Origin of the sequence: Tenacibaculum sp. ZH5_bin.1 (assembly GCF_042865525.1) — a bacterium.
Classification (GTDB): Bacteria; Bacteroidota; Bacteroidia; order Flavobacteriales; family Flavobacteriaceae; genus Polaribacter; species Polaribacter mesophilus.
On record NZ_JBEGIO010000001.1, the window covers coordinates 36,273 to 52,698 of the forward strand.

8 protein-coding genes are annotated in these 16,426 nt (G+C 31.2%); 1 reads left to right on the top strand and 7 read right to left on the bottom strand.

The genetic code is table 11. The features are described 5' to 3' along the window. The gene (locus tag ABHQ57_RS00155) at window positions 1-357 is read left to right on the top strand and encodes a hypothetical protein (RefSeq protein WP_047790294.1); all 357 of its coding nucleotides are present in this window, start codon (window positions 1-3) and stop codon (window positions 355-357) included. 4 nt (window positions 358-361) lie between these two features. On the opposite strand, the gene ABHQ57_RS00160 is transcribed toward ABHQ57_RS00155, so the two are convergent. The 7 genes from ABHQ57_RS00160 to ABHQ57_RS00190 are packed head-to-tail and all read right to left on the bottom strand — an operon-like array spanning window position 362 to window position 16,383. After that, window positions 362-1,183: a hypothetical protein gene (locus tag ABHQ57_RS00160; RefSeq protein ID WP_159489029.1), complete on the bottom strand. Its 822-nt coding sequence runs from the start codon at window positions 1,181-1,183 to the stop codon at window positions 362-364. An 11-nt stretch (window positions 1,184-1,194) separates the two neighbouring features. Continuing rightward, the gene (locus tag ABHQ57_RS00165) at window positions 1,195-2,547 is read right to left on the bottom strand and encodes an ATP-binding protein (RefSeq protein ID WP_231128358.1); all 1,353 of its coding nucleotides are present in this window, start codon (window positions 2,545-2,547) and stop codon (window positions 1,195-1,197) included. Window positions 2,548-2,573: 26 nt separating this feature from the next. Next, a complete protein-coding gene (locus tag ABHQ57_RS00170) occupies window positions 2,574-3,800 on the bottom strand; it encodes a hypothetical protein (RefSeq protein ID WP_167712429.1) in 1,227 nt (408 codons plus the stop codon). Window positions 3,801-3,857: 57 nt separating this feature from the next. After that, on the bottom strand, window positions 3,858-8,273 hold the full coding sequence (locus ABHQ57_RS00175; protein ID WP_167712430.1) for a DUF4157 domain-containing protein: 4,416 nt from the start codon (window positions 8,271-8,273) through the stop codon (window positions 3,858-3,860). Between the two features lie 47 nt (window positions 8,274-8,320). Beyond that, window positions 8,321-9,391, bottom strand: coding sequence for a DUF4157 domain-containing protein (locus ABHQ57_RS00180; protein WP_167712431.1), 1,071 nt, complete (start codon window positions 9,389-9,391; stop codon window positions 8,321-8,323). A 24-nt stretch (window positions 9,392-9,415) separates the two neighbouring features. Then, window positions 9,416-11,278 (bottom strand): contractile injection system tape measure protein, encoded by a 1,863-nt coding sequence (locus ABHQ57_RS00185; protein WP_167712432.1) that lies wholly within the window; start codon window positions 11,276-11,278, stop codon window positions 9,416-9,418. Continuing rightward, entirely contained in the window at window positions 11,278-16,383 is a 5,106-nt protein-coding gene (locus ABHQ57_RS00190; protein WP_167712433.1) for a hypothetical protein, read from the bottom strand. The genes ABHQ57_RS00185 and ABHQ57_RS00190 overlap by 1 nt, the downstream gene beginning before the upstream one ends. Between the last annotated feature and the right edge of the window lie 43 nt (window positions 16,384-16,426).

The following is a 16,426-nucleotide window of genomic DNA, read 5'->3' on the forward strand; positions in this document are numbered from 1 at the left end:
ATGCTACCTAGTTATCAAAACAGTATCGACCTATTAACAAATGTAGCTAACCAAAAGTTATATAAACAACTCATAGTTCAACTTAACAAAGATTTTAGTCTAACTGGATTTGATTTAGATTTTTCTGCAAATAGCACCCCTTCTGAGTTAAAAGAGCAACTTCAAAAATCAGTAAAGGAATTAATTTTACATGATTTTAATTCTTATACAAATCTTTTATACCGTATAGATGTTTCTGAAAAAGACACACAAAATATCGAGTCAACAGATATTAATGTATACACCGAATGTCTTACTTTTTTGATTTTAAAAAGAGTTTGGAAAAAGGTTTGGTTTAAAAATCAGTTTACCAAATAAAGCTTTAGTCTGTAATTTCTTCTATAATAGCATCCAAATTATGATTTTCTTCAAAATCGCCCAACCATGTTGCTGTTTCTTCGTGATTTAAAAAACTATTGAGTGCTTCTCGAACTGCTGTTTTGTTTTGTTGTGGTAAATTTTCAATTACTTCTGTTAAGTTACTTAACAAGTGTTTAGGAGAAGTATTTTCTTCATATAACTTAAATGCAATTTTTCCTGTTATATCTAAAAACTTTATATAGTTTGCTTTTGTAGTTATAGGTGTATTGATTCCTAATCTTTCAAAAACTTCTTTGACTACTCCTGAAGTTTGGCGTCCCCAAATACCGTCTACCAAAATTTCTTCTTTATATATATACTTTAAAACTAATTGTAAATACAGTGTTTCTGATTTTGATGTTTGATTATAATCAACAGGTACACTCGTATCAACATGCCAATGATCTTTATGATTTGGGTAGTAATAATTTAATACAATACCAAAGTGTTTTCTTAAAAAAGATTCCATGCCTAAATACAACTCTTTTTGATGAATAAAATTGGTTGTAACTAGAGTTTCATTGCTCCAAAAAACAGCATCTAAATCAAATGCTTTTCCGTGACTATGCTGTCCTGGTTTGTCTACAAAAATTCCTGCTGTTGTAATTACTTCAGGAACTCCTAAAGGACAATGTTCAAAAACCTCTTGAAGTGCATTTTCTAGAATACTTAAGAAGTCTTTATCAACTAAAAAATTACGTTGTTCTCCCCTAGTTCCATAAGGATGATTTGTTAACCTAGCATAATGTAAGGGGATACCATTTATTTGATTGATTGTTCTCATTACTGCTCTTTTTAAAGTTTGATATTAATTGTTTTTCCTTCTTTTGTGTATTCTCTTTTTACTCCTTCTAATAAATATTGCCTTAAAATTTTATTTTCTTTACTACCGATAGTCTTTAAACACGCATATTGAATTACATTTACGATATTGGCTCCTGTAAGGTTGAATTTTTTAGCCAATTCTTCTACAGTAATTAATTCTTCAAGCTCAACCTTATTAGGTAAATTATTTTTCCATAAAGCTAGTCTCTCATCATAGTTTGGTGTTTCAAATTCTATAATATTATTGAAACGACGTGTAAATGCTGTATCAATATTATTCTTAAAGTTAGACGCTAAAATTATAAGACCCGGATGTGCTTCTATACGTTGTAGTAAATATGACACCTCTTGGTTCGCATATTTATCGTGTGCATCACGAACGTTTGTTCGTTTTCCGAAAATAGAATCGGCTTCGTCAAAAAATAAAATCCAATCTTTATTAATCGATTTATCAAAGAGCTTAGAAAGGTTTTTCTCTGTTTCTCCTATATATTTTGATACAACCATAGATAAATCTACTCGATACACATCCTTCCCTGTATACTTTCCTAACAGACCAGCTGTTAATGTCTTTCCAGTTCCTGGGAGTCCACAAAATAACACACGATATCCTGGTTTTATTTTTGAAGCCATACCCCAGTCGTTCATTAATACTTCTTTATAGGCTAACCAATTTTCTATCTCTTTAACATCATTCAGCGTTTTTTCTTGTAATACCAAATCGTCCCATTCTAAACCTGTGGTTATTAAGCTTGCTGGAAAATCTTGACTTAGCTGCGGTTTTAGTTGTTTACCTGTTAAAAATAAATGCACGTATTCTTGAGTAAGAGTTATTTTCCCACTCATTTGTGGTTCTCCATAAGGCACTTTTTCTATCTCAATAATAGAGTTTTTTATGAGTTTACTGTCGCAAAGTATAAAATTTGATATTTGCTTACGATCTTCTATGTCATTTCCTGCCAGAATATATAAAGCTGTTTCTCCTGTTGGAATAATTCCTCTATGGTTTTTTCCTTTTACACCTCCAAACTCAGGAAGCTCTCCTCCATTGGGTAAAAAATCAGAAATAATTGTACTAAAGAAATTTGGTGAAATATTCGGTATTATACTTAAGAACAATAGTACTTTATCTACATAACTCAATTTATTAGTTTTTATAAACGAGGCTATGGTAGAGTTACTCTTTTCAAAATTTATATCCAGTTCTAAAAAATTATTCCCATGAAATTCTATAGACAATCTAGCGTTAATCATCTCTCTTAAAAAAGAAACGACTTCCTGCAAACCTGTTTTTGTATCTATGTTATTTACTAATGTATCCATACTTGCAATAATTTATGTTACAAAACTTACATGCTTCCGATAAATTTTTTTATATCTATATCTGGAAAACAAATTTTCATGTTTTTTAGCAAACTTTTTATCTCAGGGTTTTCTTTAGAATATTGCTTGATAAAGAGGTTTTGCCATCCTGATATTCCCCCGCATTCATATAACTTATTTATGAATTGATTGAAAGTAAGATTGATTTTTATGGGCTCTAAGTCTTTTATAAAATAAAGTAGCACCTCATCATTTTCTATTTTAAATACAGTGTGTCCAGATTCTTCGAAAATGAAAGGATAAAAAGAACCATATTTTTTTTCGTGAGAATCATCTAAACCTAGGTAAGTTGCATAACTGTTTTTCCATTTTTTTAATTCTCCATGGTTTACACCTCCAAAAATTTTCTCAATTCCAATTACTTTAAAATTTGCGAAAGAGTTATCGAAATTCCAGTTTATCTCTAAACCATTAATGTTATATGCCCAACTTACGAATGAACTAGGAAGTTTATTTTGAATGCTCATTTCAGCTTTCCTAACCTCTACATTTGAGCATCCAAAATTTTCTTTTCTCTTTTTAATTTGAGAATTTTCTGGTAAATTCAATTTTATTGATTTTCTTTTAGAAAAAGTAAAATCCCTATTAATAAATTTAGTGTGGAAGTAATCTAAAGATTTAACTTCTAATTTATCTGCTATTATTTCCACAAAACCGTCGTAGCTATATTTCTTAAAATGATTATACGTGTTTTCCGAAATATAATTTTGCCAGTGATATAAACCTCCTGACATAATACCAATTTCAAGATATTTTATAATAGAGATTCCTAATTCAATTTCACTGTGATATATATCTACTCTGATAAGAGTGTATGCGTTTTCTTCTACCTTGACAAAAGTAACATAACCATTGATGGCATCTACATCAAGTGGGATGTATCCTTTTTTAATAAATATTGAAAATGATTTTAAATCTGTTTTAGAAGAATTTATAAAATATTTTTTTAATGACTCTAAATCTGGAATAAACATTCTTCCTGTGCACAATATATCTCGATCCGAAAACCATGTTATAAATAACCCGTTATATGCTAGATAAAACTGAACAAGTTCATCAGGTAAATTATATTCTTTAGATAATGTAATTACTTTTTTTTCTCCTAATGGCTCTCTCTTCTTTATATTAAATATAATTGCATTTTTTATGAATGTTTTTTCTAGTGTTTTTATTTTATCAATTAAATTTATCATCTATTAGTTTTAATAAAATGTTATTTATGAAGGTTTACAACGCTTTATTTTATTGGTTTAAAATTTCAATGCATTTGCATTTACCATTACTGGGATAATGTCTCTGAATGATTCTAATTTATCAATAGTTTGTTGTCGTCTTCTTTTTGATGATGTAGAAGGGTCTATTTCTAAATCCATTTGCCCCCTAAAACTTACAGAGTTCCCAAAAGATTTCCCTCTAATAAATTCTAATATAGTTGGAGATAATAAGTTGTCAAAACTTACTGAAGTTACCGAATCTACTCTAAACTTATCTCTTACGGATAAATTATTATAAGCCCTTGTATATTCACTCTTTGTTGCTGCTCCAATTGTTGGTGGACTTACCAAATTCCAATCAGGAAGGTCTATCCCTAAATTATCATCAACAAATTTACCTCCTAGTGTCCAGCTATTAGCTCCCTTGTTATAGCTGTATTCCCATGCTTCAAATTTTATATTATCCGCATAATTATCTTTCTTAACTCTACCATCATCAGCAAATTGATCAACTCCTCTTCCTTGTTTTGGTGCTTGTTGATTGGTTGGAAACTCTCCTGAATAGTAGGTGACTGTTGCTTTTATTTTTACAACTCCTTGAGCTGATTCATCGTTTGGTCTACTACCAACTCGTTCTTTTACTGGTCCATCAAATTTTTCATATTCACTATTATCACTTTGTGTACCAGGTGTTAAGTTTTCTGGAACACCAAAACCTCCAAATCCCTGATTAATAAGATGTAAACGCTTCCAATGACCTCCTCCTGTAGTTAAGCCTTGTTGAATAGCTTGCCAACCTGCAACGTAAGAACCTCCTGGAGGAGTACCTCCAGACCTATTAGCAGACAACATATCAGCTTCGGCTATATATGCCATATTATTTTGAGGAGTATAGTTATAAACTGGATTTCTGGGTAAGAACCTTCTAAAGTCTGATCTAATTTCAGACATCATCTCACTTAGCTCTCTCATTTTACTATTTAAATTAGTAACAAGCCCTTCAGTATCTGCAGCATTATTTGCCATTGTCTTAATTTCTGTTGCAAGTCTTCTAGCATCTTGCACCAATCTATCGGACTGATCGACTTCGTCAGAATTTAAATACTTAAAAATATCCTTTGGAGTACTATGTACCATTAAATCTGCAGCTCCTCCTTCTACAGCAAACCTAAGAGTATGATTATCTCCATCAGTTTCAGTAAATGGAACTGCTATCTGTGATAAGTTTTCAAGATTATTCTCATTTGTTGCTTCTTCAACCTCAGTTTCTTTCTTAAGATTTCCTCCTTCAGTTTGGTCACGACCTCCCGTATCAATCAAATAATCCCATGTATTTTGCCCATCTAAAACTTGAGCTTCTAAAATTACATCATGATTATTTTCAATAGTATTTAAAACTTCTTCAGCCTCTGCTCTTGATATCTTTCCTTCTTCATCTGCTGCTCTTCTAGAATTCCTTTGTAATTCTTCTTTTGCAGCATCAATTAAACGCTGTCTTTCAGCCTCACTCATTAACGGTATTTGCAATAAATGCCTGCTGTTATTTTCTTCTCCATGTTCTACATAAACAGCTACACTTTCTGCTTCTTCATTTCTTGTTTGAATTTTGCGAATTCCATACCTGCGTTTTACCGTATTAATTTTATCTTCTACTACTCCAATAGTAGGCTTAGGATTTGCATTCTCCATTTGAGATAACTCATCTAAAGCACGCATGTATTTTTGCTCTTCTGAAAGATTACTTAAATCTTCTTCTCTTCTACCAGGTGGCAACCCTTCTCCTTCTCCTGTTATTTCAGGGTTTTCTGTTTGATTACTATTTGCGTTTTCTCCTTGCCATTCTCCTTCAGGACTCGATTCACTGTCTCCCATACTTCGTGGAGGCGGATCAGCCATCACATCTGCTGTAAATTTATCTGGATCAAACTCAACAGGTGACATGGTTAATTCTGGTAGTTCTTCTCCTCCTACTAACCAATCTACATCTGCTCCTATTCCTAAACTATCACCTATTGGATATTGCACTTCTCCTAATGGGTATTCTTCTCTCCCATCTGGTGCAGGTGACCACCATGGGCTGTCTAGTTCATAAAATAAGGCTCCAGATAATTGTAAGAATAATTGAGCTGCTGCTTCAAAATGTCCTTTTAATCTTGACTCTCCAATTTTCCCTCCTTCTGGTGAGTGTTCTTCTTTATACTCAAAAGTTGGTGTAGCTTCTGCATACGCTCTCAACCCTGCAGCTGCAGTAACATTAACTCCTGCTTTTACATCGTGTCCTATTAAAGTAACACCTACTCCTGCTTCGGCTTCTAACCCTAATACCGCAAAAGCATTGATTCCTAAAGTTCCTGTAATACTAAAATTCTGTAAAACAGATGGATCTGTAGAATAGGTTCCTGTAAAACCTACATCTTTTAAAACCAAAGGTCCAAAACCTGCGTTGGCAAACATACCAATACTTGCGAATAAGAATACTTGTCCTACCAGTGGAATACCATATCCCGCTCGTATTTCTACTTCAAAAATATCCACCTTTTTCCCTCGTTGCTCCATCAACTCAATATCTTCTGTTACAACGACCTCACCAACAATAGTTACATGGCCTAAGTGATCAATTCCTATTTTAGCAGTTCCTTGTAGCCAAGGGGTTATAGTTGCTTGTACTTCCCCCCAACCTGCTAATACTTGATTACTTTTAGTTTTTGGAACTGCTACTTGTTCTTGAGCAGGAGCTTCAGCTTCTTGATTCATACTTTCTACCCCTAATGCTGCATGCATCATTTGACGAGAACGTGTTGCATCAGTAACTAATAAAGTTATTTCACCAGAAAACTTTTCTGAATTCATTCTACCTGTACCTTGAATAGTCACTGCCCCATCATCGTACTCAACGGTTAACGATGCACTTATGTTAGCAATATCAGCAGCAATATTTGCTTGTCCACTTAACTTTCCATCAGCTCCTCTTGCTACATTAAATTCTCCAGAGGCTAAACCAGCAATATCTACTGTAGAATTAAGCTCAAAACTTAAATTAGAATCTGTAATTCCTAAACTACCTATTGCTTCTATATAGCCATCTATATTTGCTGATAAATTATTCGCTCTAAAGTTTAACCCACCGTTTTCAAATCTGTTCTCTAAGCCTTCTGCAACTTCTATAGGACTCAACCCTAAGAAACTCATTGCTTCAAGATTTTCATTAATTTTATGGATAATTCCTAGTGCATCTCTAGTAAAAACGTTCTCTCCTGTTCGAATACTTAAAAAGCCTGTAGTACTTTGTTCTTCTCCAAAGCTATTTAATACTAATACAGGAAATACACCAGCATCTCTTAACGGATTTAAAAATGACATTCCACGGACATCTAAATGTTTATTTCCTCCATTTCTTGAGAGCTCAAATTTTTGAGTTTGCCCTTCTGCTGGTCTTCCTAATTTTCGAATTTTAATTGTTCCTTCGAATTGTGCCCCTATTTTAACATTTACATCAAAGTTAGTTGTTCTTGATTCTTGCTCAATATAAGCTAACCAATCATCAGATAGCTGTAATCCATTAGTAATATCTAGAGATTGTGTGGGGGCAACTAAAGTTACCGTATCGGTTCCTCCTTCCGATTTTTGAACATTGTTAACTGCTGGTGAAGCTCCTTGTTGTACGGTATGTGTTAACTCATGCGCTAACAAATGTTTTCCTGATTCTGATGAAGGATTGTATTTTCCTTCATTAAAATAGATGTCATTTCCATTGGTAAATGCTTGAGAACCTAATTTTTTATTCATCTGTACAGCATTACTATCGTTATGAATTCGTACACCGCTAAAATCAGCTCCAAAACCTGACTCCATTTCATTTTGAGTATTTGAAGGTAGTGAACTTCCCCCTCCCTTTGAGCTACTCAAATCACCTTCTAGCGAGGAATTATCGTCTCCTCCAGCCATTTGTAATTGCTGAACTTCTTCTTCCTCTTTTTCTTGAACCTCCTCCTCTTCTTTTTCTTGGATTTCTTCTTCTGGTTTTTGTTGAATTAACTCATTGCTAAATGATGTAGTGTTATCTTCTTTGGCTTGTAGATTTTCTTCTGTTACTTGTTGAGTATTTTCATCTTCTGATTTTTGAACTTCCTCCTCTTCCTTTTGAAGATTATTTTCTGAGGCTAATTGAACTACTGGACTTATAGAATCAACCAAAGGTTTTTGCTGAACTTCTTGTTCGTTAGATTCTTGTTTTTGAATCTCTTCTTCATTTTTCTTTTGAACTGTTGGTGCGAAAAAAGAGTTTGGGGTTTCTTTTCCTTTCGCTACTATTTTATCCGCAGCTCTATCTGCCTCTACCTCATATTTATCACCTGGTTTCCCAATATTTAATTTAGGTTGAATAAAGCTTCCTCCTCCATTTGGTTTTGAAGAAATTGGTTTTGTGGTATGTTGGGTTTTTGGTGAAAACATTGTTCTTATCTAGTTTGTATCTTTAAATTTTTAGGTAACATTATTTTTTATGTTCTTACACTTACATCCCCTTGTAAAACACAATGTGGATTAGTACTGGGAACATGAAATGTAATATAGTAAGTCCCATCTGGCAAACCGCTCCAATTACCTGTATTTGATCGAGTTACAGAAAATGTTTTTTCATCATAACTGGAATCATATATTATTCCTTTTTCATGTAAAATGACCCAGTAATTTCCTGAACCACAATTATCTGTTCCTCTATCCCATTGTGCATTACTTGTCAAAGTCACATTACCATTTGACACTTGAAATTCTCGCGACTTTAAATATCTATGTCTAATAGATATGGTACTGTCAAACCCTCCTGATCCTCCTGATTGCTTTTGTACTTTTTTTTGTACCATTCCTTTTTGCTGAATTGTATGTGTTAACTCATGCGCTAACAAATGTTTTCCTTCTTTGGAATTTGGATTGTATTTTCCTTCATTAAAATAAATATTATTTCCGTGTGTAAATGCCTGCGCACCTATTTCTTGACTCATTTGAGCGGCTTCTGAATCGTTGTGAATGTTTACATGACTAAAATCAGCTCCAAAACCTGATTCCATTTCACTTTTGGTTTGCCCATCCATTTTTTTACCTCCGTTTCCTCCTTTTAATTTACTTTCAAAAGAAGGTTGATTAGATGCTGAAGCGTTATTTTCTGATTTTGACTGCACCGCTTCCTCTTCTTCTTGCTTTTGTACTTTTTCTTCTTTTTCACAATCGTCACATTTGGATTGTATTGTTTCTTTCTCTTCCTTCTTCTGAATTGACTCCTCTTCTTGTTTACTTTGTACAGGTTGCTCATCTTCAGCAGTTTCCATTTTTTGTACTAAAGGTGTTACTTCAGAAGCCAATGGTTTTTGCTGTATTTCTTCTTCATTTTCTTTTTTTTGTATTGAATTAGCTTCATTATTATTTCCTACAACTTTATCAGCCATATTATCTGCTTCAACTTCATATTGATCTCCTTTTCTTCCAAATGCTAGCTTCGGCTGAATAAACAAATCCTTTTTTTTATCTTTTGCTTGAACGTTATTAGCTTCTGGTTTTTTATCTCTTTTAAACATGACTTTTAAAGTTTTAGTTATATTTTACCAATTCGTAAAGATTAATTCCTTCATCCAAGGAAGTTTACATAAGCTTAAATTCCATGGTAATTTGGTATCTATTAAAATATCTTGTGTTTTTCTTTCAACTGTTAGCGTAGGATTGTCCTTGGTTAAATCTAGTTTTCCTTCTCTTTGTAAATACTCATTACGCAATAGGTCGTTTGAAGAGTTTTTTAAAACCGCCCAATTTTGAAGTACTGCTCTTAACAATTCCTCTGATTTTTCTTTAAGTTCATCACTCAGTACTACATTTCTTTCAATAGAACTTTGTATGGGTAGGTTGCACAAAAATTTTTCGAAAATTAAATTGTTTTCAAACTGTTGTTCTTTTTTAGTTGCTACATAATGTAGCAAGTGAACTGCTTCATTGGGTTTGATAATTTTGTTCTCATTGTCTAGAAAACCACATGTATTAAAAAACTGTTTTAAAAAAGGGTGTAATAAAATTAATCCCGCATTTTTTATAAGATGTGATTTAGGCTCGCTTATAACTTCTTTTTTTCTTAGAAAAGTATTTTTTAATGCTTCTTGATGTCTCCTTTTATATTCAGCTCTCTTTCGGTCTTCAGTAATTTTCTCCGTTTTTAAGTTTACTTCTTTATTTTCATAAAGATTCTTACTTTTCGCTTGCATTTTTATTCTTAATTCTTCTTTTACTTCTTTACTTTTCTCTTTTGATGATGTTTGCTTCTTTAAGGTTTCTTTTTTGTTTTTATTCTCTTTTTCTTCAACTGAAATAGGTAATTTAAGACTGTTTATTTCTTTATTTTTAAATGTTAATTTTTCATCTACAATTTTATTCTTCTCTAGATTTTCTTCCTTAATTATATCTTGACCATGGTTGGTAACTTCAAAGTCTATTTTATTTGATTGAATGGTATTTACTTCTTTATCTTTTTTATGATTTTTATCAAACCCTTCAGAAACTTCTATATTTCCTTCTTTTAGCTTTTGATGTTTTTTATCAACATTTTTAAGTTTATTTTTATCAATTTTAATCCCAAGCTCTTTTAGTTTTTTGACATTAATTTGATTTTTAAATATTGTGCTTTCCAAAATCAATTCTCCTAAAAAAAACATTAACTCTTCTGTATAATCCTTTAGAAATGTTGTTCTTTTTAATATTATTATTTCTTCTAGAATTTCATCTACTATTCTTGAAAAATCATTATTAATTGTTGCTTTAATAAAAAACTCCCATACGCTGTTTTTTATCTTACAGTTTGTAAAATCAAATTTTTTAATGGTTGCTAGAAATGATTCATACTCTTTGGGTTTATTAAAAATACTTAGAAATAATATTTGTAACTCGTCAGTCTTAAACTGTTGAATTAATCTATTCTGTTGAACTTGATCTCTTAATGACTTTAAAAAACGTTCTTCAAAAAATTGACTTTCTGTTATTTCAAACAACATCTTTTTTGTAAAACTTTTCTCTTCTTTTTGATTCCACCAAGCTGTTGTACCGTATTGCAAAAAGTGAAAAAAAGTATCTAATTTAGATTCTGTTGTAGTAACCTTTTTTATAGTTAATTTATGCAACTCTGGTGCTTTAAAAATTGCTTTTAGCTTTGTTATAAGTTGTTCTTTTATTTCTCTCTTTGTACTGCTATCGTTTATAGATGCATTGCTATTAGATATATTAACTTCAATATTTAAATTTTCTATTTGTTGAATGTTTGCTTCATACTCGATTTCTTGAGAGTTAAAATATTTTTCTATTTCTGGAAATACTTCTTTCTGTAAAAAGTTTTCGATAGTATTTTTACACTCTTCTGCTACTTTTTTACTTTTCGTATTTACCTCAACAAATGCTTTTTGTATGGTATGTTCTAGGGCAGCCATTATGCGGTTTGTATTAAGTTTTCTTTTATAAACTTAGATATGTATTCGGCTTGAATTTCTACTGAACATTTTCTTAAAAACTCTAATAAAGCTTCTTCTTTTTTTATTTGTCCTTCCGTAAACCCTGTGTTAATTTCAATTAACAAATCTAGGAGGTCTTGTTTGATTTCATCTGACTCTAAAACTGTTTGCTTTTGACAATGAAGAATATTAAAGAATAATCTTACCTGTGCTTTATAATATTTTACAAGTAACGCTCTATTATCAGCGTTCTGTAAAGAAAGCATCCACGTATTATTTAATAAATCTAAAAATAGTTCAGTTAATTGATTGTTGTTTTTTCCAGTTAAATAAGAATTGCTTTTATCGTCTATTATTTTTATATATATATCATTTGTAGGAACTACTACAGTCATGTTAACCTTACTTCCAACAATTCCATCATTCATACTAAATTTATTCGATTTATAGTAATTGTCAATTGCTCCTTTTGTTATTTCCTCACAGGTTTTATCTTGTATTTTTTTTATTTCTATAACTTCTGTTGTTGTATGCTCTCCGCACTTACTTGCTACCGTTAAAGAGACTTTTACTGAATCTCCATCAAAGTTGCTCAGGTCTTCTGTTATTGTTGTTCTTTTTATTTGAGGTTCTCTTTCAACTCCATTAATTACCCAAACATACTCGTCTCCCTTTTCTGAAGTATTTGTTAATGATACTATTCTAGTTTTTGAATCAAAACTATGTGTAAAACTTGCTTGTGGTGTTGCTGTAAGGTTAATTGTTTGTGTTACAAATGTTCCTACAATACCAATACTTACAGTTCCTGAATTAGTTAGTCCAGAATTAGCTGGTACAAACTCCCATGATTTTATTTCTTCATTAAACTTTACATTTCCACCTGTAAGTTGTACTCCTTCAATTTTTGGTCTTACTGCAACAGGATAAGGCTCTTTATCACTTAAACAAAAAGTGGTTGGTATGTTTATTGTAAACTCTGGAAATGCAATAGTCTTTGTAAACTTTGCAGTTGAGAAACAGCCATTACCATCAGTAATTGTAAGTGTTACTGTATATGTATTTTCTATTCCTTCTTTAACTAATAATTTAGGATTAAAAAGTTCAGCTCCCGACTCAATACCATTTACACTCCAATTGAATTTTAACCCTTCTGGTTTTACTCCTTCTGGAAGGATAGCTTCGAAAACTGCTTCATAAAATAATTGTCCATCTTTCCATATAAATCTCGATTCACTTCTTTCTGAAATACTTATTTGCTTAACTTCATGAATCGTGATTCTTGCATTGGTTGTTTGCCCATCTTCTAAAAACTCAATTATTTGACCATAATTTTCAAAAACTGCTACATCAACAACTAGTTCATTGTTTTCAATCGTTACTCCATTTATGGCTCCATCTGCAATGGTTATTGTTCCATTAACATTCGTAAATGGAATTCTTGCTGTTTTTTCTTTAGTAAAATCGATACAATATGATGGTTGAATAGCTAATTCAGATGGTGTTAGTGTATCAAATTTTATTGGATTTATAGATATTTCTTTCGAACATGGTCCTAATGAAATTTTCAATCCTGGGTGTATCTCATTGTTTATATCATCAATTGGCAATCCATAATTTTGAAAAACTTTATTATTTATAGGTGTACGTTCCACTCTGGTACCATCTCCCATAAAGTCCCAAGAGTACTTGATGTTATTAAAGAAATTAGCATTTACAAAATCAGTGTCTTTCCAATGTAACACATAGGTTACTCTTGCTTTCGATTTATTCTCATTATATTCAATAGGTTGTTCTACTTCAACTAATAACTCTAATGCTGGATATACAATAAGTTCACAATCTGTAGGCTCATCATTAACCATAAATTTAATTGGTTTACCTAATAAACTTTTATCTATTTTAGTTACATCAATTTTCCATCTTTTATCTTCTTCATCTAAATAAACTCCTGACTCCACACCTTCAGGCACATTTGCTTTTACTTCTCCATCTAATGGTCTTACAGTAAATAGTAAAGAGTCAATTTCTATATCTTTTTTCAAACAAATAGTACTTACTGGCAAGCTTAAAAATGGTGGTTCTTTAGGAATTATGAAATTCACTGGAGCACAATCTGAACAACACATATACGGTAGCGAAAAATCTGCTACTACTGTATTTTTCAGTGTTTCATTTTCTTTAATTACAGTATTTTCTTCGAAATATAATTTTTTGTTAGTTTCTAAAACAACAGGGTTATATACCTGTAAAAAATATTCATCTTTAGGTACCAAATGGTCTTTAATAATAATACGCATTCCTACAGAACCGTCTTCGTTTATAACTGTTTCTTCAGCTTTTAAAGTTTTAGACATTCCTGTTTGAATCCAAATTCCATTTAAAAAAGCTGAAAAATTACTAACTGTTTCTGCTAATGTTTCGCCTACAAGCACAATATTGTTGCTAATATATTTTGTGTGTGGTGTTTTGAAATAATTCGCATCTACAAATGAAAACTCTATAGTTGAACTTTTATCCCATAGCTTTATTATTCCTCCATTTTTATAACTAATCTCATCTTTACTGATAGCTAAATCTTTCGAGTTTATAAACTTATTTGTAATGTCTAATTCTTTATCTGAAGTTACTGGTTGATTTTTAAATACGATGTTTAGCACTACATCATCAAACGTGTTTTTATCTGTTGCATTTTCGGTAACGTATACCATTACAAAAGTTCCTCCTGGAATAACTCCTGCTTTATGTTCAAGACCTGGATGTTGTTTTACAAATTCTGAAAGTTGTATTCTTTCTAGAATCTTTTTCTTTCTTTTTTCTATTTCTAAAAGTAGTGTTTCTAACTTTTTTCCTGAACAACAAACAATAGATAATTGGTTAATTAATAAACCTAAAATTTGTTTGGTTGAAACTTCCAATGAGGTACTGTTGTACTTTGCTTGTAGGTTTTTTACTTTCTTACAAAGCTCTGTTATTGTTAGTTTATAACTTGTTAGCACAAGACTATCTATATCTCTTATGTTTAATGGTATTTTTGTGTCTAAAATATACGTATGAACTAAGGTTTCTGTAAGGTCTGTTAATATAAAATCACTAAGTGTTGGTTCTTCTTTCCAAACTTCTTTTTCTTTTATAGCCTCGGTTTCTTTATTCAATTCAACAATAATATCGCTCGCGGATCCTTCTTTATTTTTACCTATTACACGATCTATTAAATAGCCTATTGAGTCTTCCTCTTTCGTTAAGTTTTCTTTTACAATATTTTCTTTCTCCAAAAACTTATTATATTCTTTGGTTCCAATATTATACTTATACGCAAAATCTTCCTTAGTACTTACCTCTTTAGAAAGCAAATCCATTCTACTGATGTATTCTTTTACTAATGGAGTTTTTTCTTTTATAGGTTCTTTTTCTAAAACACTTATTTTGTCTTTATAATTAACTACACTATCTACTACTGTATTAACTTTTGGATTAGTTAATTTGAATGCTGAAAAAGTTTTACTTACTTCTGATAAAATGCAATTCTGTTCTGCTCTCCATGCGTTTAACAACATTTTTAAATCTTCAAACTCACATTCGTAATTATTAATATTGATGTTTTGTTTCGTAGTGTTAATGGAAAGTGTTTTTACATCAAAATTTAATCCGTATTTTTTTTTATCGTCCAAAATTTTCGCTAGTGCTTCGCGATACATTTTTCCTTGATGCCCTTCAATTCTATAAAAATCATTGTTATCAATGTTGTATGATAATGGGTTTTGAATTGCTTCTGATTTTTTAAGATTCTCTTTTTGATAGCTTAAATTTTGGTTGTCTCTATAGTTTTTTGTTTTGTTAAAATCCCAATTCTTTAAAAACTGTGAAGAAACGTTGTAATAAAAAGGAATTGCTTTGTCGCTTAAAGGAGTATATGCTTTTGATGGGGTTATTACCACATCTTCTGATTTTGTTTTTCCTATATAATTACTCGAAATAGCAATTGCTCTATTAATTAACAACTGTATTTTTTGAAGGTTTTCATTTTCATGACCTACAATAGTTGATTTATAAAATCGGTGACGTAATTCTGGATATGCTGTTTCTTTTTCCAACTTTCCTAACATTACATGCTTTGGAAAAGCTCCTATATTTGGACAACAGTTTACATTAATATGAAGTAAAAGTTCTTTAATTTCATTATACGTATCTACCAAATCTTTGATAACATCGTACCTGTATTGAAAATCTAATGGAATAGCAAACGGACTATAATTAAATAATGCTTTTATTTTAGTAGTTATTGATGATTTTTGAAATTTTGAGAATATCGTATCAAAACCATCAATTAAATCTACACTTATACTTTTGTCTTTAATTACACTATCAAACTGAGCTTTTAATTCTGAAAATGTTTTGGTGTTTTTCTCATTTAACACCACTCTTTTTGCTTTTACAACAGGTAACTCATCATTAATTTTATACCAATTGTGTTTTAAAAAAATAGTGTCTTTTGATGCAATAGCTTCTAAGTCTTCAATACTTATAAGTAATACTCGTAGCTTATTAATCTGCTCGATACCTTGATTATCACATGTTAGTTTATTACATAATACATCTTCGTTTGGATATTGTTCGAGATACAATAAAACAGCCATTTTTTGTATCTCTGGAAACTCAATTAAAGGGGTATGCGACTCATTTTCTTCACTATGTAATTCCCATAAATTATATTGCTTTTTTTGAGTATTTCTAAAACGCTCGTATTTGCCGTCGGTATCCTCAAATTTTTTGTAGAATGAAAACTTTTTTGATTTTATGTTTTCTTTTATTAAATCAAAAAACTGAATTAAATCTCCATCAGTAGTTACTGCTACTCCTTGAGTGATTTCAATACTCGACACCGCTGTTTTATCTATAGTAAATTTTGGAGTTACCTGAAACCCACAGGCTATTCCAACACCACTTAAACCTAATCTCGACAAACGGTTTTGATCTTCAAAATAGTCGATAAATGTATTGAGTTGTGTTTCTGTTAACACTTGATTAGCATTAAACTTACTATATTCAGTTGTAATTTCTCTTAGTTTCAGGTTAGTCGTTTCCATACGTATTATGTTTTGGCTGTGTTAATAAATAAACACGTACTAT

Bases quoted from the DNA above. Each gene is read 5' to 3' on its own strand.
- ABHQ57_RS00170 (WP_167712429.1), bottom strand. From the start codon at position 3,800: ATGATAAATTTAATTGATAAAATAAAAACACTAGAAAAAACATTCATA.
- ABHQ57_RS00165 (WP_231128358.1), bottom strand. From the start codon at position 2,547: ATGGATACATTAGTAAATAACATAGATACAAAAACAGGTTTGCAGGAA.
- ABHQ57_RS00190 (WP_167712433.1), bottom strand. From the start codon at position 16,383: ATGGAAACGACTAACCTGAAACTAAGAGAAATTACAACTGAATATAGT.
- ABHQ57_RS00160 (WP_159489029.1), bottom strand. From the start codon at position 1,183: ATGAGAACAATCAATCAAATAAATGGTATCCCCTTACATTATGCTAGG.
- ABHQ57_RS00175 (WP_167712430.1), bottom strand. From the start codon at position 8,273: ATGTTTTCACCAAAAACCCAACATACCACAAAACCAATTTCTTCAAAA.
- ABHQ57_RS00185 (WP_167712432.1), bottom strand. From the start codon at position 11,278: ATGGCTGCCCTAGAACATACCATACAAAAAGCATTTGTTGAGGTAAAT.
- ABHQ57_RS00155 (WP_047790294.1), top strand. From the start codon at position 1: ATGCTACCTAGTTATCAAAACAGTATCGACCTATTAACAAATGTAGCT.
- ABHQ57_RS00180 (WP_167712431.1), bottom strand. From the start codon at position 9,391: ATGTTTAAAAGAGATAAAAAACCAGAAGCTAATAACGTTCAAGCAAAA.